Annotated in this window: 14 protein-coding genes; 7 read left to right on the top strand and 7 right to left on the bottom strand. The window is 70.3% G+C overall.

Annotated features, from left to right (window positions below; translation table 11 throughout):
- The first annotated feature begins 44 nt into the window (after nt 1-44).
- A complete protein-coding gene (locus tag M2157_RS34555; protein WP_280867194.1) occupies nt 45-701 on the top strand; it encodes a hypothetical protein in 657 nt (218 codons plus the stop codon).
- A gap of 13 nt (nt 702-714) precedes the next feature.
- Here the strand turns inward: M2157_RS34555 and M2157_RS34550 are convergent, their stop codons facing one another.
- The 3 genes from M2157_RS34550 to glnII all read right to left on the bottom strand — a co-directional run bounded on the left by M2157_RS34550 (nt 715) and on the right by glnII (nt 3,707).
- Nucleotides 715-1,713 carry an SDR family oxidoreductase gene (locus M2157_RS34550; RefSeq protein WP_280867192.1) on the bottom strand — a complete coding sequence of 333 codons (999 nt, stop codon included), beginning with the start codon at nt 1,711-1,713 and terminating at the stop codon, nt 715-717.
- A gap of 60 nt (nt 1,714-1,773) precedes the next feature.
- Nucleotides 1,774-2,334 carry a winged helix-turn-helix domain-containing protein gene (locus M2157_RS34545; protein WP_280857117.1) on the bottom strand — a complete coding sequence of 187 codons (561 nt, stop codon included), beginning with the start codon at nt 2,332-2,334 and terminating at the stop codon, nt 1,774-1,776.
- Nucleotides 2,335-2,678: 344 nt separating this feature from the next.
- Complete coding sequence (glnII, locus tag M2157_RS34540) at nt 2,679-3,707, bottom strand: glutamine synthetase (protein WP_057611728.1); 1,029 nt, start codon at nt 3,705-3,707, stop codon at nt 2,679-2,681.
- A 257-nt stretch (nt 3,708-3,964) separates the two neighbouring features.
- Between glnII and M2157_RS34535 the strand changes: the two genes are divergently transcribed.
- The 3 genes from M2157_RS34535 (at nt 3,965) to M2157_RS34525 (ending at nt 7,652) form a co-directional block, all read left to right on the top strand.
- Complete coding sequence (locus tag M2157_RS34535; RefSeq protein WP_280867191.1) at nt 3,965-5,227, top strand: sensor histidine kinase; 1,263 nt, start codon at nt 3,965-3,967, stop codon at nt 5,225-5,227.
- Nucleotides 5,218-5,871, top strand: coding sequence for a response regulator transcription factor (locus tag M2157_RS34530; protein WP_069764337.1), 654 nt, complete (start codon nt 5,218-5,220; stop codon nt 5,869-5,871). Before M2157_RS34535 ends, M2157_RS34530 begins: the two co-directional genes overlap by 10 nt.
- Nucleotides 5,872-6,053: 182 nt before the next feature.
- Nucleotides 6,054-7,652 (top strand): DUF1996 domain-containing protein, encoded by a 1,599-nt coding sequence (locus tag M2157_RS34525; protein ID WP_280867190.1) that lies wholly within the window; start codon nt 6,054-6,056, stop codon nt 7,650-7,652.
- Nucleotides 7,653-7,712: 60 nt separating this feature from the next.
- On the opposite strand, the gene M2157_RS34520 is transcribed toward M2157_RS34525, so the two are convergent.
- On the bottom strand, nt 7,713-8,147 hold the full coding sequence (locus M2157_RS34520) for a hypothetical protein (RefSeq protein ID WP_063803809.1): 435 nt from the start codon (nt 8,145-8,147) through the stop codon (nt 7,713-7,715).
- Nucleotides 8,148-8,257: 110 nt separating this feature from the next.
- On the opposite strand from M2157_RS34520, the gene M2157_RS34515 reads away from it, so the two are divergent.
- From M2157_RS34515 to M2157_RS34505, 3 genes are all read left to right on the top strand, one after another.
- Nucleotides 8,258-8,785 carry a tetratricopeptide repeat protein gene (locus M2157_RS34515; RefSeq protein ID WP_280858986.1) on the top strand — a complete coding sequence of 176 codons (528 nt, stop codon included), beginning with the start codon at nt 8,258-8,260 and terminating at the stop codon, nt 8,783-8,785.
- 48 nt (nt 8,786-8,833) lie between these two features.
- A complete protein-coding gene (locus tag M2157_RS34510; protein ID WP_280867189.1) occupies nt 8,834-10,759 on the top strand; it encodes a hypothetical protein in 1,926 nt (641 codons plus the stop codon).
- A 67-nt stretch (nt 10,760-10,826) separates the two neighbouring features.
- Nucleotides 10,827-11,516 (top strand): TetR/AcrR family transcriptional regulator, encoded by a 690-nt coding sequence (locus M2157_RS34505; protein WP_280857121.1) that lies wholly within the window; start codon nt 10,827-10,829, stop codon nt 11,514-11,516.
- Here M2157_RS34505 and M2157_RS34500 read toward each other — a convergent pair.
- From M2157_RS34500 to pulA, 3 genes are all read right to left on the bottom strand, one after another.
- On the bottom strand, nt 11,513-11,866 hold the full coding sequence (locus tag M2157_RS34500; protein WP_280857122.1) for a 5-carboxymethyl-2-hydroxymuconate Delta-isomerase: 354 nt from the start codon (nt 11,864-11,866) through the stop codon (nt 11,513-11,515). The two genes, M2157_RS34505 and M2157_RS34500, sit on opposite strands and share 4 nt — an antisense overlap.
- Before the next feature lie 28 nt (nt 11,867-11,894).
- On the bottom strand, nt 11,895-13,514 hold the full coding sequence (locus M2157_RS34495; RefSeq protein WP_280857123.1) for a fused response regulator/phosphatase: 1,620 nt from the start codon (nt 13,512-13,514) through the stop codon (nt 11,895-11,897).
- Between the two features lie 73 nt (nt 13,515-13,587).
- The gene (pulA, locus tag M2157_RS34490) at nt 13,588-18,987 is read right to left on the bottom strand and encodes a pullulanase-type alpha-1,6-glucosidase (protein WP_280867187.1); all 5,400 of its coding nucleotides are present in this window, start codon (nt 18,985-18,987) and stop codon (nt 13,588-13,590) included.
- Between the last annotated feature and the right edge of the window lie 49 nt (nt 18,988-19,036).

Below are 19,036 nucleotides of genomic sequence, written 5' to 3'. Positions count from 1 at the left end.
TCGTACATAGCGGCGTACGCTCCCCTAGCTCTCAGGAGGCGCGGATGTCGCGCAGGAGAACACTCGGTACGAAGAAGAAGATCGCGCTGCTGGTGAGCGCGGCGGCGGTGGCGGGTGGTGGGGCCTTCGTGATGGCCAGCACCTCGAACGCCGCGCAGAGTCCGAAGACGGCGGCGGAATCGACGGTCTGCCAGGGACTCGCCACCGCGCTCGGCAACAACCAGCGGTTCATCGAGGGGCAGCGCTCCGCTCCCGACGCCCAGTCGGCGGCCCGGATCGCCAACCGGGAAGCGGTGATCACGCAGATCAAGGTGCAGCAGGAAGCGTCCGGTTGTGCGGTCGGGGAGTCGGCTCAGGACTCCCAGGCCGCCACGGTGCAGCCCTCACAGGCCGCGTCCGCGCCCGCGTCAGCGCCCGCTACTCAGGCTCCCCCCGCGGGAAACGCCGCCTCCGGGCAGCAGGTGTGCAACGGCTCGACCGTCACACTCTCCGGTGAGGGCGGTGCACCCGCCGCGTCCAGCAACCAGTTCCCGGCCGGCACGAAGCTGAAGGTCACCAACCTGGACAACAACAAGTCCACGACGGTGGAGGTCACTTCGGTCTCCGGCAGCTGTGCGCTGCTCAACAACGCGGCCTTCGAACAGGTGCGGGAGCCGGGCAAGTTCCTCATCCGCCGGGCTCTGATCGAGAAGGTCGGGTGAGGCGGTCCGCGGGCTAGAGACCCGCCAGCGCCTTCGCCTCCGTCTCCGCATCGATGCCGACCACCGGCCGGTCCGGGCGCTGGGGAGCCACCCCGCCGAGGTCCCGCAACCAGCGCCAGGTGTCGGACACCGTCTCGGTGACCGGACGGCAGCGCAGGCCTGCCTCGGCGGCCCGCGAGGTGTCCCCGCCGTGGAGGGTGTCGTGGAGGTCGGAGCCCGGCGGTACCCACACCGGGAGGCCGGTCCACGGGGCGATGCCCGCGGCGAGGACTGCGTTCGGATCGGCCCAGCGCAACTCCGCGTTCGAGCCGGTCACGGCCACGCAGGCGCCGAGGAGTTCGGCCATGGTGGTGTGGCCGGGCGGGCTGACCAGGTTGTACGGGCCGCTCAGCTCCGCCTCGGCGGCGCCCAGCGTCCACTGCGCCAGGTCGCGGACGTCGACGTACTGGAGGGGAAGGTCGCGTGGCCCCGGGGCGAGGACCGGCCCGCCGCGGGCGATGCGGCCCAGCCACCACGGCAGGCGGCCGATGTTCTCGTACGGGCCGAGGATCAGCCCGGCCCGTACGAGCAGGGACCGGTCCGTGCCGAACGCCTCGACGGCGGCCAGTTCACCGCCCCGTTTGTCCCGGGCGTAGTCGGTCTGCTCCGCGTCTGCCCCGGCGCCCTCGACCACGGGCGCGTCTTCGGTGTATCCGGCCGGCTGCGGCCAGGTGTACACCGAGCAACTCGACACGTACACATACCGGTCGGCGCGGCCCCGCAGCAGCCGCGCCGCGTCCCGGACCGCGCGGGGCGCCGCCGACCAGGTGTCGACGACCAGGTCCCAGGGGCCCCCTTCGGCCAGGGCCGTGAGACCGTCGGGCGCGGTGCGGTCGCCGTGCAGCGACCGCACCCCGGCCACGGGCGCGTGCCGTCCCCGGTGGAAGACGGTCACGTCCCAGCCGCGTTCCAGGGCCGCCTCGGCGACGGCCCGGCCGACGAACTCCGTACCACCCAGCAGAAGAAGTCTCATGCCGGTGACTGTGCCCGCCGGAGCGCCGTGAGGGAACCCGGATCTGCCCTGGGCAGACAGTCAGCCGCCGGTCGGCGGGGTGTACTTGTAGCCGACCCGGCGCACGGTCTGGATCGCGCCCCGGAATTCCGCGCCCAGCTTGCGGCGCAGCCGGGCGATGTGGACGTCTACGGTACGGCCGTCGCCCACGTGGCCGTAGCCCCAGACCGTGGTGACCAGCTGGTCGCGGGTGTGCACCCGGTGGGGGTTCTGGACGAGGTGGGCGAGGAGCTCGAACTCCAGGTAGGTCAGGTCGAGTTCCTCACCGTTCACCTCGGCGGTGCGCTGCACGGTGTCGATCCGCACGAGGGGGGCGTCGGCGTCCGCGTCCGTGACCGTCGGTTCCGGCCGGAAGGGCTGGTGCTGGTCGGCCGGGACGAGCACGAGGTAGCCGATCATCGGGGGCTGGCCCGGCAGGACGGGCAGGGTGTGCTGGGGAGCGGGCAGCCAGGTGGCGCCTGGAGGAAGGAAATCCGGTGCTTCGGGAACCTCGTCGGGGCGGACGGCTCGGAGTCGGTGCCGTGCGCCGTTCTCGGACGGGGTGGTGAGGGGGGCGGTGGAGAGAGAACGAGTGGTCGCCATGAGGTCAGCTCTTTCGCGCGAGAGGGTCGTCGGGAGACGTACGTCCGCGCGCTGGCCGAAGGCCGGGGTATACGGCTTTAGAGGGCCGGCGCGTTCATCGCGCGGCAACACACCCGGTCGAAGTCGTGGTGCTGACGGGAAGGCCAGAAGGGCTCGAGGTCATGGCGACCCGTCGCGCTGCACTTCTGGAAGCTGGCCATGAGCCCATTGAAGCAGACACGGGCCCGCGACAGGAGCCTTCTCTCACTGCTCGGACACTTCCCGGCGTGCCCGCCCCACCGGTAACACGCCGAGGGGCGCCCACCGTGGCCGGTGGGCGCCCCTCGGGAGGCTGAAGGCGGGGATCAGACCTGGCCGGCCTTCTCCAGCGCGGAGCAGCAGGTGTCGACGATCAGACGCGTCACCAGGTACGGGTCGACGTTGGCGTTCGGGCGGCGGTCCTCGATGTAGCCCTTGCCGTCCTTCTCGACCTGCCACGGGATACGGACCGAGGCGCCACGGTTGGAGACACCGTAGGAGTACTCGTTCCACGGGGCGGTCTCGTGCAGACCGGTCAGGCGGTCGTCGATGCCGGCGCCGTAGTTCTTGACGTGGTCGAGGGGCTTGGAGCCCTCACCGAGCGACTCGCAGGCGGTGATGATCGCGTCGTAGCCCTCGCGCATCGCCTTGGTGGAGAAGTTGGTGTGCGCGCCCGCGCCGTTCCAGTCGCCCTTGACCGGCTTCGGGTCCAGGGTGGCGGCGATGCCGAAGTCCTCGGCGGTGCGGTAGAGCAGCCAGCGGGCCACCCACAGGTGGTCGGAGACCTCCAGCGGGGAGACCGGGCCGACCTGGAACTCCCACTGGCCGGGCATGACCTCGGCGTTGATGCCGGAGATCGCGAGGCCCGCCTTGAGGCAGTTCTCCAGGTGCGCCTCGACGACGTCACGGCCGAAGATCTCGTCCGCGCCGACACCGCAGTAGTAGCCGCCCTGCGGGGCCGGGAAGCCGCCCTTGGGGAAGCCGAGGGGGTAGCCGTCCTTGAAGAACGTGTACTCCTGCTCGATGCCGAAGATCGGCTCCTGGGAGGCGAACTTCTCGGCGACCTCGGTGAGCGCGGCACGGGTGTTGGACTCGTGCGGCGTCATGTCGATGTTGAGGACCTCGCACAGGACGAGGATGTCGTCGCCGCCGCGGATCGGGTCGGGGCAGGAGAAGACCGGCTTGAGGACACGGTCGGAGGAGTGACCCTCGGCCTGGTTCGTGGAGGACCCGTCGAAGCCCCAGATCGGCAGCTCCGCGCCCTTGGCGTCGTCCGCCATGATCTTCGTCTTGGAACGGAGCTTGGCAGTCGGCTGGGTGCCGTCGATCCAGATGTACTCAGCCTTGAAGGTCACGGGCCACTTCCTTCGGGGATGTGTCTACGCACTGCGGGTGCTGCGGCGCTGCGGCACTGAAACGCCGCCTCTTTGATGCCCGCGAGCCTGTCAACAGGCGATTTCCCGGTCATTGCTCGAATGTGAACCCCGTGTTACCGGGTGGTGCTGTGGCGCGATTCACGGTGTGAGCGCGGCGGAGGGTGTACCTGGCACCACCCCCCGACCCTGCGGCCAGGCCCAGTGACCCGCGTCGCCCTCTCGACGAGACTGACCGTATGACCATCGAGACGCGGAACGGCAGCTGGAGCACGAGGACGCGGGGCATCGGTCTCGCGGCCGTGCGGGGGCTCGCACTGTCGCTGGTGACGCTGCCGGGGGCGCTGCTCGGGTTCACGCTCAGCCTGGTGTCCATCGCCCTGGTCCCGGTCGGGATCGGGGTCTTCACGACTCCTTGGGTGCTGACGGGTGTGCGTGCCTACGCGGACTGGCGGCGGGTGCTCGCGGCCGAGTGGTGCGGGGTGCGGATCCCGTCGGCGTACCGGCCGATACCAAAGGACGCCCACGCCTGGGCCCGCACCTACGCGATGCTGCGCGACCCGGCGACCTGGCGGGATCTGCGGTGGTTGCAGGTGGACATGACGGCGGGGTACGTGACGGCGCTGCTGTCGGCGGTGGTGGTCCTCTACCCGCTGGAGGGACTCGCGGTCGCGGCCGGGCTGTGGCGGCCGCTCGCGAAGACGGGTGGCTACTGGTACGGCTTCGTGCGCGTCAGCGACCAGTCCTCCGCGCTCGCCGCCGGCGCCCTGGGCGTCGCCCTGCTGGCCCTCGCCCCCCTCGCCCCGCGGCTGCTGACCGCCCACTTCCGGCTCACCCGCGCCGTACTCGGCGCCGGACAGGGCGAGTTGGCCGAACGCGTCCGCGTCCTCACCGAGACCCGGCGGGACGCCGTGGACACCTCCGCGGCCGAACTGCGGCGCATCGAGCGGGACCTGCACGACGGGGCGCAGGCCCGTCTGGTCGCCATGGGCATGGATCTCGGCACCATCGAGATGCTCCTCGACAAGGACCCCGCGCAGGCGAAGCGGCTCCTGGCGCAGGCCCGTCAGTCCTCGGTGGACGCGCTCACCGAGCTGCGCGACCTGGTGCGCGGCATCCATCCGCCGGTGCTGGCCGAGCGCGGACTGGGCGACGCCGTACGGGCGTTGGCGCTGCGGCTGCCGGTTGCGACCGAGGTGAACGTGGAGCTCGAGGGCCGGCCGGACGCGCCCGTGGAGTCGGCCGCCTACTTCGCGGTCAGCGAGGTCCTCACCAACGCGGTCAAGCACTCCGGCGCCGACCGGATCTGGATCGACCTGCATCAGGCGGAGGGGATGCTGCGGATCACGGTCACCGACAACGGCCGGGGCGGCGCCCTGATCACGGCCGGTTCGGGACTGGCCGGAGTGGAGCGGCGGCTGGGTACATTCGACGGCGTCCTGGCCGTCAGCTCACCCGCGGGCGGTCCCACCATGGTCACCATGGAGATCCCTTGCGCGTAGTCCTGGCCGAAGACCTCTTCCTGCTGCGCGACGGTCTCGTGCGGCTCCTTCAGGCGCACGACTTCGAGATCGCGGCGGCCGTCGAGAGCGGGCCCGAACTGGCCCGCGCGCTGGCCGAACTGGAACCGGACGTCGCCGTGGTCGACGTACGGCTGCCGCCGACGCACACCGACGAGGGGCTGCAGTGCGCGCTGAACGCCCGGCGGGACAGACCCGGGCTGCCGGTGCTGGTGCTGTCGCAGCACGTGGAGCAGCTGTACGCGCGCGAGTTGCTGGCCGACGGCACCGGCGGGGTGGGCTATCTGCTCAAGGACCGGGTGTTCGACGCGGAGCAGTTCGTGGATGCCGTACGACGGGTCGCGGCGGGTGGTACGGCGATGGACCCGCAGGTGATCCAGCAGTTGCTGACCCGGCGGGCGGCCGACGACCAGCCGCTCGCCCGGATCACGCCCCGCGAGCGGGAGGTGCTGGAACTGATGGCACAGGGCCGGTCGAACGCGGCGATCGCCGGAAAGCTCGTCGTCACGGAACGGGCGATCGCCAAACACACCGCCAACATCTTCGCCAAACTGGGCCTTGAGGTGTCGGACGACGACAATCGGCGCGTTCTGGCGGTGCTCGCGTATCTCGACCAGGGCCGGTGAGCGACCCCTCATTCTCTGTAACTCCTGCTGCTCAACGGGCTGTTGTCAGCCCGGTGCCCGGCAAACCTCTGATTTGTTTGTGGGGCGGCTGAACACCCCTGGGACGGCATCCGTAAGGGAGGGAGCCGCTTCACTCCTGTCGGGCGCCTCGATGGCCCGGAAAAGGAAGTCAGAGGAGTTCCATGGGACGCAATACACGTAAACGCCGCTCGTCGATGGCCACGAAGGCCATAGCCGCGTCGGCGGCCCTAGCGCTCGGTGGGGGCGGGCTGATCTGGGCGAACTTCTACGCCTCGGCGCACGAGTCCAACAACGACGGCTGGTCTCAGAACCAGACCAAGGCCGCCGCCGCGCAGGTGGCGACCATCTCCTGCCCCGATGTCGGTCAGAAGCTGACGAACGTGCCTCAGTCGGCGCGTCAGGGTGTGGCCACGGAGCTGGCCAACCTGGACAAGCAGATCACCGAGGCCTACGCCAGGCTCGCCTCGACGCGACAGGCTCAGGCGGGTGACTCGGGCTTCGTCCAGAACGCCATCGTCGGCCCCCTGAAGGAGAAGCGGGCGGCCACGATCGACCGGATCCGCCTCGACATCCAGCGGGTCGGTGGCCAGTTCAACACGTCGCTCAGCCAGTTGGCCGCCTGCACCACGCAGAACGCGCAGACCAACGCCGGCGAGACCGGCGGTCAGCAGCAGGACGGTGGCCAGCAGCAGGACGGCGGTCAGCAGCAGGACGGTGGCCAGCAGGACGGTGGCCAGCAGGACGGCGGTCAGCAGGACGGCGGCCAGCAGCAGGACGGCGGTCAGCAGGACGGCGGCCAGCAGCAGGGCAACGGCGGTCAGGGCGGCAACGGCCCGGTCGCGGCCGACTTCGTGGACATCACCAAGGTCCAGGGCAACGCCCAGCTCGGTGTCGGCCAGAACGGCCTCCCGGCCAACGGCAACTCGGGCTCGCGGGGCACCTTCACCACGAAGTGCGGCACCAACGGGAACGACAACCACAACACGGACAACGTGATCGTCGCCCCCGGTGTCGCCAACGGCGCCCACCACCTGCACGACTACGTCGGCAACCAGAACAACGACGCCTTCGCGAGCGACCAGGAACTGGCCGGGGCCGGCACCAGCTGCCAGAACCAGGGCGACAAGTCCTCGTACTTCTGGCCGGTGCTGCGCCTGCAGGACGGGTCGCAGGACTTCGACCAGAACAACGACGGTGGTGGCAAGGAGGGCAACGTCGGCAAGATCCTCCAGCCCGCCCAGGCGCAGCTGAAGTTCGTCGGCAACAAGAAGGGCAACGTCGTCGCGATGCCGACCGCCCTGCGCATCATCACCGGTGACGCGAAGGCCTTCGTCAACGGCAACGCCAACGCCAACGTGAACTGGAGCTGCACCGGCTTCGAGAACAAGGTGCAGCTGAAGGACCAGTACCCGATCTGCCCGCAGGGCAGCCAGGTGGTGCGTACGACCAACTTCCAGAGCTGCTGGGACGGTCAGAACATCGACAGCGCCAACCACCGCACGCACGTGTCCTTCGTCCAGGCGGACGGCACCTGCGCCAACGGCTTCAAGGCGATCCCGCAGCTCCAGGTCCGGCTCGTCTACAACGTCCCGGCCCCGAAGCTCGAGAACGGCACGGTGGTCAACCCCTACGCGGTCGACACCTTCCCGGAGAACCTGCACAAGCCGATCACCGACCACAACGACTTCATCAACTTCTTCTCCACGAACACGATGAACAAGATGGTCAACTGCATCAACACCGGCAAGAAGTGCCAGTGACGCACTGAGAAAGCCGGCGGTGAGAATCTCTCACCGCCGGCTTTCGCGTGTTCGGGTTCCTCAGTGGGCCGAGTGGGTGGCGCCCATCTTCGAGTGGTCCGTGCCCTCCTCGATGTCCCCGCCGAGCGTCTTGCGGAGCACTGTCACCGTCTTGGTGGTGTCACCGACGGCGACCCATTTGCGGCCGACCAGGAAGTGACCGCCGTAGTCCTTGGCGCCGTTGATCCACTCGCGCTGGCCGCGGTCGGTGGCGAAGGTGGCGAGGATGAACTTGCCGTCGGCGTCCTTGGACTTCTTGCACACGGCCTGGCGCAGCTCGTCGGCGTCGATCTGGATGTTGGGCGTGCACTTCACCTCGGCGGCCAGGTGCTCCAGACTGCCGGTGGCCGCGGAGGGCACCGCGGCGGCCTTCGCGTCACCGCCGGATCCGCAGCCCGCCAGCGCCAGCACCGCGGCCGCGCCGGTCAGCGCGAGCATCGGTCGGGTCAACCTCATCTGTTCCTCCGGTCACGGGTCACGTCGGACGGGCCCCGGCGGGGGTCCGTCTCCTCCCATACGGCTGCGAGGCGCGGGACGCTCAAATCCTGGTGTCACCACGGGTACGGCTGTGCGAAAGTGTGCCGGTGAACGAGGACTGGGAAAAGCGCGTGGTCGCCGCCTGGGCGACTTTGGACGACTATCCGGAGGAACGGGCGGCCGAGTTCCGGGCCGTGATCGACGCGCTCGTGGCCGAACTGCCGGACGGCAGCCCGCTCGGACTGTTCGAGCAGGCCTCCGCCTGGGACTCGACGGGGCACTCGGACAAGGCGGTCCCGCTGTACCGGGAGGCGCTCGCGAGGGGGCTCAGCCGGGAAAGCGGCTACAAGGGGCGGCGCGCCAAGATCCAGCTGTCCAGTTCGCTCCGGAACACGGGGCAGGCGGAGGAGGGCGTCAAGCTGCTCACTCCCGAACTGGACGCCCCGTCCGACGAGTTGGACGATGCCGTACGGGCCACCCTGGCACTGTGCCTGTCCAGCCTCGGCCGGGACCGCGAGGGACTGTCGCTGGTCCTGGGTGCGCTCGCCCCCCATCTGCCGCGCTACCAGCGCTCGATGGCCCGCTACGCCCGCGCGCTGGTCGACCCGGAGGACTGATTCACCCGGGGGCGGTGACCAACCACCGATTCGCTCGTTCTGCTGAACGTGCAGTCACAGGATGTCGCCCCTCGCCCCGCACCCGCTTCCGGCTCCGCCTCCGCCACCGTCGTCGACGTCGAACAGGCCGAGGCCGCGCTCGTCGAGCACTACCCCCGGCTGGTCCGGCTCGCGTATCTGGTGCTGCCGCCGGGCCTCGGCCGCAACCGGCGGGTCCTGACCGCGCACGCCCTCACCCAGCGTGCCCTGCCCCGGGGCCGCACGGCGACGCCCGTGATCCCGGCCCAGCCGGACGGCCGCGAGGGCGACCCCGGCTACGCCTTCGTCCGCCTCCAGGTGGTGCGTACGGCATTGGAGGCGGGGCTGCCGCTCCGGCGCAAGGCGTGGCCCAAGCGCTCCCAGCTCCCGCCGCTGCTCCCCCAGGTGTGGGGCCTGAGGCTCTTCCCGCGCTCCGGCGGCGCCGACGAACTGGCCCTGGACCAGAGCCTGTCGGCCCTGACCGGCCCGGCCCGTGCCGCCTACGTCCTGCGCGGCCTGGAGAAGCTCCCCGACAGCGACGTACGCGGTCTGCTGACGGCGGCGGGCGTGGCGGACGTGGACGCGGCCCTCGACGAGGCCGACTCCGCGCAGGCCGAGTACGCCCTCCTCGACTCCCCCGAGTTCGACCCCTGCTCGCTCCAGGCCCGGCCCACCGACCTGATGCGGCGCAGGCAGCACATGAAGGCCGCGCTCACCGCTGCGGCGGCCGTCGCCGTGTGCGGGGCGCTGCTCGGCATGCCGGGCGACGGCTGGGCCCCCGACGGCGCGGCCGCGCCCCCCTACGCGCGGAACCCCGCCGCCCAGGCGGCTCTGGACCCGGCCCTGCTGCTGAAGGTCCCGGGCGCCGCGTGGGAGTCCTCCGCCCGCACCGACTTCTCCGTGTGGCCGGCGCGCGGCGACCTCACCGGCGACTCGGCCCTCCTGCGCCGAGCCCTCGCCGTGTGGGCCCGCCCCGGCGAGACCGTCCAGGTCTCCGCGACCCCCGGCACCCCCTCGGGCGGCCCCTCCGGCCCGCCGCAGCTGCTGTACGCCGGGACCGTCGACAACGCGCGCGTGGTGATCCTCTACGACGGTCTGCGCATCGTCCGCTACGCCGAGCCGCGGGACAGCACCAAGGGTGCCGCCCTCGACTTCGCGCGGGTCGACGGAGCCGGCCGGGCGGAGGCGAGCGCGGTCGTCCTGGGCCGGGCCGACGGCAACATCCGCTATCTGACGGCCCCTTGGGTGACCAAGGCGGCCGACCGGGACCTGCTGAAGCCGGACTCCGACGCCACCGATCTCGCGCTGGCAGGCGGCACCACCGCGCCGATGGCCGGCCCCGCGCAGAGCGGCCCCTGCACGTCCTGGAACGTGCTCCAGCTGACGGACGCCTCCGGCACCCGGTTGCTGACCGACCTGGGCGAACTGGTCCCGGCCCGCCTGACCACCGGCCGCCCCGGCTCCGTGAAGGACGTGTCCGGGGCGGGCGCGCTGCGCGCCTGGGCGCCGTACGCCTGCTCGCTGGGCGCGATGCGCTCCGCGGGCGTGCGCAGTGTGAACGCCTGGGCCTACGCGGCGCAGCCGCTGCCCGACGCGAGCGGTTCGGCCACTTGGGTGTGCACCCGGGCCGAGACCTGGCAGGGCGGCGGGGAGCGGGTGCTGGCCCAGTTCCACACGCCGGGCGGAAGGTACGGGGCGGTCGCGGCGAAGGCCGAGAACGTGCCGGCGTGCGGGGCGAAGGATCCGCAGGTGCTGGCCGGGGTGCTGTGGAAGTCGGGGACGGGTACCTGGTACCTGCTGGCGGCGGGGAGCCGGGGGACGTCCTCGATCAACGCGTCGGGCGGGGTCCGGGCGACGGCGGACGGCAATCTGCTGGCCGCGAAGGCGAAGCAGGGGGCCCAGGCCGAGCTGAAGGGGACCCTGGAGGACGGGCGGGCGGTCAGCGGGCTCCGGTAGAGCGGCTGTGAATACCGCTGGTCGGTCCAGCCCGTTCCAGGCCGTATCCGATCGGTAAGGTGTTCGTATGACTACCGGGGTCCGCCGAAGAATGGGCGTCGAGGAACGGCGTCAGCAGTTGATCGGCGTCGCCCTCGAACTGTTCGCCCGCCGCTCGCCCGACGAGGTCTCCATCGACGAGATAGCGGCGGCGGCCGGTATCTCGCGGCCGCTGGTCTATCACTACTTCCCCGGCAAACTCAGCCTGTACGAGGCCGCGTTGCAGCGCGCGGCGCAGGATCTGGCGAGCCGGTTCGAGGAACCGCACGAGGGGTCGCTGGGCGGCCGGCTGCTGCGGGTGATGCGCCGGTTCTTCGACTTCGTGGACGAACACGGACCGGGTTTCTCGGCGTTGATGCGCGGGGGGCCCGCGGTCGGCTCCTCGGCGACGAACGCGCTCATCGACTCCGTACGGCAGGTCGCCTATGAGCAGATCCTGTCGCATCTGCGGGTGACGGACCCGCCCGCCCGGCTGGAACTGCTCATCCGCTCCTGGATCTCGCTCGTCGAGTCGACGGCCCTGATCTGGCTGGACGGCCGGCGCATCCCGCGCGCCGAACTCGAGACCCAGCTCGTGCACAGCTTCGCCGCGCTGGCCGCGGTGAGCGCGGCCTACGACGAGGAGATGACCGCGCTGCTGCGCCACATGCTCAGGGACGAGCCGAACGACGGTCCCTTCACCGACCTCGCCGCCCGGCTGATCGCACTGGCCTCCTAGAGCACGGCCTTGGTGTAGGAGGCGTCCAGGTCGCGTACCTCGGCGGAGAGGTGCACGGTGAGGCCGTCCACGGGTCCGACGTGCTTGCGCAGGAGTTCCACGACGGCCTCGGTGAGCTTCGCCTTCGTCTCCTCGGACCGTCCGGCGAGCAGGGCGAGCGTGACGTTCACGATCGCGTGGTTCCTGATCTCGCCGCCGACCGCCTCGTCCTCGGTGCGCAGGACCCGGGTCTTGCACGCCTCGAGCTTCGCGGCCGCCGTCTCGACGACGACCGGGTGCAGCGCCAGGGCGAACTCCTCCCAGTCGACATGGTCGAGATACGGGGAGTGTTCGACGGTGATCTGCGGCATGAGGACTCCTGTTCTACGACGGCACAGGTCACCCTAGCCGCAGCGCCAGCATGGCGATGTCGTCCTCCCGGTCGTGGCCGAAGGTGTCCAGGAGGGTGTCGCACAGGGCGTCCAGGCCGGGCAGGGCGCCGGAGGAGGCCGCGCGGAGGTGTTCCAGGGAGGCCGTGAGGTCGGTCCCCCGGGTCTCGATGAGGCCGTCGGTGACCATGAGGAGCCGGTCGGTGGGTTCGAGGAACAGCTCGGTGGCCGGCGGATGGGGCAGGCCGACGCCGAGCAGCGGTCCTGCCGCCTTGGCGTAGTCGGCGGTGCCGGTGTCGCGGACGATCAGCGGCGGGATGTGGCCGGCGTTGGCGATCCGGGTGCGCCCGGTGTCCGGGTCGATCAGGGCCAGGCACACGGTGGCCGTGGTGTCGGGGTGGTAGCGCTGGAGCGTCCGGTCGAGGCGCTGGGCGAGCACGGCCGGATCGCTCTCGTCCACGGCGTAGGCGCGCAGCGCGTGCCGGAGCTCGACCATGACGGTCGCCGCGTCCAGCGAGTGCCCGACGACGTCCCCGACCGCGGTGAGCACCCCCTCGTCCACGCGCAGGGCGGCGTAGAAGTCGCCGCCGATCTCGGTCTGCCGGGAGGCGGGGACGTAACGGACCACGACGTCGATGCCCGGCAGTTCGGGCAGCCGGTGCGGCTGGGGCAGGAAGCTGTGCTGGAGGGTGAGGGCGACATGCCGCTCGACCTTGTACATGAGCAGCGGCTGGGCGGCGAGCGCGGTGGCCTGCGCGAGCTGGGCCAGCAGGGTCTCGCCCTCCAGACCCACCCTGCGCATCCCGCGCGCGGGCGCGGCCAGGCACACCGGTGCCCGGCCGTCCTGGGTGACGACGAGCGCGAGCCGGGCGTCGTGCTCGACGCCGGGCCGGAAGAACCCGGCGGGCCACAGCGGCGCGGGCACGGTGGTGAGCTGCACTCCGGCCTGCCCCCGGGTGAGCCGGCGCAGCAGGGCGGCCACGGCCCGGTCGGCGTCCTCGTCGGGCAGGGCGACGGGGATGCGGTCGCGGGACAGGCCGCGGTAGAGCACGTCGTCCTGGTCGAGGACGAAGACGGCGCCGGGGGTGCCGGTGAGCCGCGAGAGACCCTCGGCGGCCGCGTCGGAGAGCTCCTGAAGGGTGCGCGCCGCCTGGATGGTGACGATCGTCTCGGACAGCAGGGTGAGCCGTCGCACCAACGCCCGGTCACCGGCCCGCAGTTGCGCGTTGCGTACGGCGGCCCGGACGACCGCCTCGATCTCCAGGGGCTCGGCGGGCACCTTCAGATAGGCCTCGACACCCATGTCCATGCCCGCGCAGTGCACGGCCGGGGGCACCGCGGAGGCCGAGAAGTGCACCACGGGCATCCCGGCCGTGTGCGGGCGTTCCTTGAACAGCCGGCACAGGTCGAAGCCGCTCATGTCGGGCAGCCCCACGTCGACGAGGGCCACGTCCGGCAGGGTGCCCTTGCGCAGCCGTGTGTCGAGTTCCGCGAGGGCCTCGCCACCGGTGGCGACCGGTACGACGCGATGCCCGGCCCGGCTCAGCACGGTGCCCATGGCGTACCGGCTGGCCTCCACGTCGTCCACGACCATCACGGTCGTGCCTGTCAGCTTGGCTTTTGCATCCATCTGTCCGCCCTCGGGCAACACCGGTGGAGCAGAGCGGGGTTCGGGCTCTGCTCCACCAAGGTAATGCCTTCAGCTACGGATGGCGGATGAAAACGGCCACGGTCCGTCCCGGAACGGCGAAGGTGCCCGATTTCCGCTCGTAGGACGCCCCTTTGACGGTAGAGTCCGCGCCCGCCACCTGCACGGGATGCAGCCGGTATGTGCCCCCGGCAAGGGCCTCGACCCGCTGGCTCCGCGCCTTCGGCGTCGCGTTGAAGACGACGACGAGATCACCCAGTTCCATCGTGATCACACCGGGCGTCTCGTCCTTCCCTGACAGCGGGAAGGACAGCTTCGACTGCACCCGCTCCGCCGTGCCGAGCGAGAACGCATTCTCCGTCGTACGGATCCGCAGCAGGTCCTGGTAGGCGGCGGAGGCCCCCTGGATCTGGGCGCAGCCGACCTGCACCGAGGCCAACAGGGGCTTGGCGTACGGCCACTTGGACGCGTTGTCGGCCGCCATGGGCAGTCCGCGGCCGAAACCGTTGCCGTCCTGGCAGTTCCAGTGGATCGCGTTGAACCAGTCGCCGCTGTCGAAGGAGTTGCGGTCGAGGGACTTGGAGCGCAGCAGGTCGGTGCCCGCCTGGGAGAGCGACGGGCCCTGTGACAGGGCTGCCGTGGCCATGGCGAGGACCTGCATCCGGGCCCGGTCGGCGGCGCCGGTACCTGCGGGCAGCTTGTACGTCAGCGCGTCGAACAGTGACTCGTTGTCGTGCGCGTCGGCGTAGGCGAGGGCGTCGCCGGGGGCGTCCGCGTATCCGGCCGGCTGGCCGTTGTAGTCGACCTGGGCGCCGGTGACCTCCTTGCCGTCGGTGTCGGTGAAGGTGAACTGCTTGAGGTTGCCGGACAGGCCCACCTTGATGAGGTCCTGGTAGTGCAGCAGACGGGCCTTCTGCTCCTGTGAAGTCCCGTTCGCGGTGGACGAGTTGGGGTCGGTGTACAGCCCGGACGCGAAACCCTGGACGCCGGGGTCCTCGTCGAAGGGCCCGCCGCCGCGTACGGCGTCACGGGCGCGGTCGGAGAAGGTCGCGATGCCGGTGCCGGCCATGTTCTTCTGTGTGGCCTGCACGAACCGGGCGTCGTCGGCGACCTCGCCGAAGTTCCAGCCCTCGCCGTAGAGAATGATCTTCTTGCCGTCGACGCCGTCCTTCTTGGGGGTCAGCGCGTCGAGGGCCTTGCGCACGGCCAGGATGTTGGCCTTGGGGTGGTGTCCCATGAGGTCGAAGCGGAAGCCGTCGACCTTGTACTCCTTGGCCCAGGTGACGATCGAGTCGACGACCAGCTTGCCCATCATGGCGTTCTCGGTGGCCGTGTTGGCGCAGCAGGTGCTGTTGGCCACCGAACCGTCGGCGAGGAGCCGCTGGTAGTAGCCGGGGACGATCCGGTCGAGCACGCTGGCGGCGGCCTGTCCGCTCGCCGCGGTGTGGTTGTAGACGACGTCCATGACGACCCTCAGGCCGTCGTCGTTGAGGGACTTGACCATCTTGCGGAACTCGACCGTGCGGCCGGTGCCGTCCGGGTCGGTGGCGTACGAGCCCTCGGGGACCGTGTAGTGGTACGGGTCGTAGCCCCAGTTGTAGGCGTCCTTGGCGGCGACCGCGGAGACGCACTCCTGCTGCTTGTCGGAGCCGGCCGGGTAGGAGGCGAGGTCGCAGGCGGGGGTCGCCTGATCGGACCTCTTCTCGGGGACGGTCGCGAGGTCGAAGACCGGCAGCAGGTGGACATAGCTCGTGCCCGACTTGGCGAGCTCACGCAGGTGCTCGGAGCCGTCGCCGTCCTTGTAGGTGAAGGCGAGGTAGGTGCCCCGGTCCTTGGACGGTACGGTCTCGTCCGCCACCGAGAAGTCCCGGACGTGCAGCTCCTGGATCTCGGCGTCCCTGAGGGGCACGGCCTTCGGCTTGGTGTACGTCGACCAGCCGCTCGGCGCCAGGGACCTGTCGTCCAGGTCGACGACGAGGCTGCGCTCGGAGTCCGTGGTGAGGGCGACCGAGTAGGGGTCGGTCACCTTGTTGGTGACGACCTTCCGGACGCCGGGCGCCCAGACCTTCACGACGTACCGGTAGGGCTTGCCCTTCCAGGACTTGGGACCGGTGACGGACCACACGCCGGTGGTGGGGTCGCGTCGCATGTCCTTCAGGGACCCGTCGAGCTCGAGCTTCACCGACTGCGCGGTGGGCGCCCAGACGGACAGTGTGGGGCGGCCCTTGTGGAAGGCCGGGCCCAGTTCCGCCTTCGTCGCGGCGGGATACAGGTCGTCGAGCACACCGGCGATCTGGACGCCGGTCGCGGTCAGCACGGCGCCGTTCGCGGCTCGTTGGGAGGCGACGAGCTGACCGTCGAGGGACTCCCTCACGCGGTCGCGATCACGTGGGTCGACGGACCAGGCCGAGTAGTCCTTCAGGTGCGGGAACCTGGCCTTCTGGGCGTCCGTGAGGCTCGTTCTGGTGAGCCGCAGCCACCTCTCGTCGTCGCTGGTCAGGGCTCCTCCGTCGACGGCGATCGAGCCGTCGTGGGAGTACAGCAGCTGGGTGGAGGCGGCCGCCTCGGAGCCGTTCCAGGCGACCGTGTTCCGGTCGATCCAGACGGCCTTGGAGGTGGTCGGGTCGAGCGCGGCTGCGGACCCGGCGGGCTGCGGGAGCAGATACTTCTCCTGGCCGTTCAGCAGCCACACCTCATGGCCGTTCGCCGTGAGGTCCAGGGACTGGTCGGTGGGCAGATCCTTCTCGTCGCCCTTGTGGATGATGTAACTCAGGCTCGTGGCATTGTCGGCCAGCGGTACCTCGAAGACCGCGCCGTAGGCGTCGGTCCTCACCGGCTCCAGCGGCTTCGACCAGTCCGTGGGGTTCGCGGCACCCGTCCAGACGTGCAGTCCCCAGCCGTCGTAGGTCCCGTCGGCCCGGTGGTAGTGGACGACGGCCTTGGTCCTGTCCTGCGCCGGGTAGTCGGGCCGCTGCGTCTGTACGGCGTCCTTGCCCTGCTCGATCCACACCTCGCCGGTCCTGGTGACGTCGATCGTGCGGTCGGCGGAGACGTCCTTGTCGCCGTCCTTGTCGATGACGAGGAAGCCGACGTTCGAGGCGCCGGGCTTCAGCTTGACGTAGGCGAAGGCGCCATATGCGTCCCGGCCGGCGAAGGGGTGGCTGTCGGGCCAGGTGGTGGACTCGCCGTCGGCGAGGTCTCCCCAGGCGTACAGACCCCAGTCGTCGTAGTCGCCGTCGGCGCGCTGGTAGTGGACGACCGCGTAGTCGCGGGAGGAGGCGGTGGGGAGTTCCTCGGCGGGCGGGGTACCGGTGACGGACTCCGCCGTCGCTGAGGCGGTGCGTCCCGTCGAGTCGGCGACAACGGCCTTGTAGCGCAGGGCTGTGCCGGCCGGTATCGCCTTGCCTATGGTCTGGGTGACCTTGTACGGCGCGTGGTCGGCGGATCCGAGTGTCCGCCACTTGCCGCCACCGATCTGGGCGGCGAAGACGACCCGGTTGAGCTGTCCGCCGTCCACGTCGGCGGTGAGCTCGACGGTGCCGGTGGCTCCGGTGGCGGGGGCCTTGAGGGTGATCGTCGGCTTGGTGGCGGGCGGGGCGAGCTTGCCGGCCGCCTTCAGGACGATCGCGGAGCCGGCGGGGACGGTGACGGTGATCTTCTTGTCGGTGTCGGAGGTGACGCCTGAGGCACCGCCGTAGATCCCCTTGAACGCCATGTTCGCCGAACCGGTCGCGAAGGTCGCGGACTTGGCCTCACTCGCGTTGTTGAAGGCGACGACGTACTCGGTGTCGCCCTGAGTGCGGGAGAAGGCGTAGACCCCGGCCCCGTCCGCCGCGTACCGCTCCTCCTGGACTCCGTCCGTGAGCGCCGGGTTGGCTTTGCGGAGCTTGGCCAGTGCGCTGATCTGCTCGTACAGCGGCGCGCTCGGGTCGTAGGCGTCGCTCGCGTGTGTGCGGTCGGTGCCGATCTCGTCGTCGTCCAGGTAGTCGGCCGTCCTGGACGCGAACATCGTCTGGCGGGCGTCCTTGTCGCCGCCGGGGCCGGTGAAGCCCTGTTCGTCGCCGTAGTAGACGACGGGGTTGCCGCGGCTGAGGAACATCAGCTCGTTGGCGAGCCTGTCCTTGGCGAGGAGTTCGGCGTCGGTGGCCTTCGGGTTGTCCTGGTTCAGGAAGTACCCGATGCGGCCCATGTCGTGGTTGCCGAGGAAGGTGACCTGTTCGTAGGCGTTGGCCTTGTCGGTCGTGTACTTGTAGTCGTCGCCGAAGACGCTCGCGAGCTTTTGCGCGCTGCCGCCCTGGGAGGCGTACCGCCGTGCGGCTTCCTGGAAGGGGAAGTCCAGCGTGGCGTCGAGACGGCCCTGGGTGACGTACGGCGAGGTGATCGACGTGTCGGCGGAGTACACCTCGCCGAACATGAAGAAGTCCTTGCGGCCCTGTCTGGCCGCGTATGCGTCGAGAGCCGTGGCCCACTGGGTCCAGAACTCCATGTTCACGTGCTTCACGGTGTCGATCCGGAAGCCGTCGATGTCGAAGTCCCTGACCCAGCGCCGGTAGATCTTCTCCATGCCGGAGACGACCTCGGGACGCTCGGTCCACAGGTCGTCGAGGCCGGAGAAGTCGCCGTAGGTCGTCGACTCACCGGCATAGGTCGAGTCGCCGCGGTTGTGGTACATCGTCGGGTCGTTGAGCCAGGACGGGACCTTGGCGCCCGCGCCGGTGACCGTGGGCTTGCGCGGGAAGGAGTCGGCGTCCACGGACGGGAAGGCCTTGGAGCCGTCGGCGTGGTCCGCGTCGTCGAAGGGCTCCCCGTCCTTCGTCAGATACGGGAAGGCGCCCTTGGAGAGGTAGTCGTAGGACTTCTCCTCGTAGTCGACGACGTCGGCGGTGTGGTTGGTGATGACGTCGAAGAAGACCTTCATGCCCTTGGCGTGGGCCTTGGAGATGAGGGTCTCCAGGTCCTTGTTGGTGCCGAAGTGCGGGTCGACCTGGGTGAAGTCCGTGATCCAGTAGCCGTGGTAGCCGGCGGAGGCGTTGGTGCCCGTGCCCTGGACGGGCCGGTTCTTGAAGATCGGGGCCATCCAGATGGACGTGGTGCCGAGGCCCTTGATGTAGTCGAGCCTCTTGGTGAGGCCCTTGAGGTCGCCGCCCTGGTAGAAGCCCTTGTCGGTGGGGTCGTAGCCGGTGCTCAGCCGTGAACCGGTGAGCCCGCCCCGGTCGTTGGAGGTGTCGCCGTTGGCGAAACGGTCCGGCAGGACGAAGTAGAACTGCTCACGGGTGTCGTCGTGCCGGGCCGGTTCCGCGGCGAGCTTCGCGTCGGAGGGCGGTGGCGGCGGGGTGTCCGCCCGGGCGGACAGCGGCTGGACGAGCGCTGCGGCCAGCGCGGTCACGGTGACCGCGGCGACCCGTCCGGCGTGTGCGGTACGGCGCCTCGACGGCACCGGCCATCTCGGTATCACTGACGTGGACTCCTTGCGATGACGGCTCTGTGGGTCCGACCCCGCGCGA

It is taken from the genome of Streptomyces sp. SAI-127 (assembly GCF_029894425.1).
GTDB lineage: Bacteria > Actinomycetota > Actinomycetes > Streptomycetales > Streptomycetaceae > Streptomyces.
The sequence above is the reverse complement of the archived record's forward strand: the minus strand, read 5'-3'. Positions and strand labels throughout refer to the sequence as shown.